Consider the following 1,005-nt stretch of genomic DNA (forward strand, 5'->3'; position numbering starts at 1 on the left):
ACACTCCACAAACCGTAGGTTTCAGTCAAAGAAGAAGCACCATTTGGCAATGTAGCTATTGCAGATTTGGTTGCAGCTGGCTTTGAATCTGATGCAAATGCCACAGAAGAAATACTCAAAAAGGCAAAAACTATAAGTGAATTAAATAAATTTTTCATTTTATATTCCAGTTCTTTACATAAAAGAGAAATACGCTTATTATTATTTTTTAACAATTATACATAATATAAAAGGCATCTATAAAAAAGCTCTTTGTAATCATATAGCTTTTATAAACACCTAAAGCTACCTCGAAATTCGCTAACAACTTTTCTATAAACATGCTTTTTAAAAGAAATAACGATTGAAGGAAGGGCTTCTAAATCAACCCATTTCCACTGGTCGAATTCTGCCTTATTATCATCCGGTGGCGGATTAGTTGCAATTTCAGAAAGCTTTCCCGTAAACTGAAAAGCAAACCATTTTTGTATTTGTCCACGATATTTATTTTTTAATGTGCACCCAACAAGTTTTTGTGGAAAATCATAATAGAACCAATCTCGCGCTTCCTTAATCAACTTTATAGACCGGATGCCCGTTTCTTCGTAAAGTTCACGACATGCTGCATCTAATGGTTCTTCACCCTCATCAATTCCCCCTTGAGGGAGCTGCCAACGATGAGACATTTCAATATCCGCATGAGCATACTTCGTTAAACGGCGCCCAACCCACACTTTACCCTCATGATTAAATACAACAACCCCAACACATCTTCGATAAGGAAGATTCTTCAAATTAATATCTGTATCCATTTACTTATCCGTACAAAAGAATAAACTTTACACATCCTTTCTTACTTTAAAACATCCTTCTTTAAAACATTCTTATTGGGATCTGGTGGAAATGCTGCATGTGCCATTTCACCCCGTAAAAGCTTATAAGCCTCACTCAATTGAGTATCATCCTTAGGATCTTTCGGAACAAAAGCGGCTGAACCAGACCCTTTATTGCTCTCTTGTTTTCCTT

1 protein-coding gene and 2 pseudogenes are annotated in these 1,005 nt (G+C 36.0%); all 3 read right to left on the reverse strand.

Translation table 11 applies throughout. The annotated features are described in order from the left end of the window. Positions 1-158, reverse strand: a pseudogene (locus ACFIK8_RS09385) (invasion protein); the annotation flags it as partial. A gap of 111 nt (positions 159-269) precedes the next feature. Beyond that, a complete protein-coding gene (locus ACFIK8_RS09390) occupies positions 270-791 on the reverse strand; it encodes an RNA pyrophosphohydrolase (RefSeq protein ID WP_014923685.1) in 522 nt (173 codons plus the stop codon). 41 nt (positions 792-832) lie between these two features. Further along, a pseudogene (locus tag ACFIK8_RS09395) lies at positions 833-1,005 on the reverse strand (peptidase S41); the annotation flags it as partial.

It is taken from the genome of Bartonella sp. MR168JLCBS (assembly GCF_042194175.1).

Coding starts and splice junctions, on each gene's coding strand:
- ACFIK8_RS09390 (WP_014923685.1), bottom strand. CDS start 791: ATGGATACAGATATTAATTTGAAGAATCTTCCTTATCGAAGATGTGTT.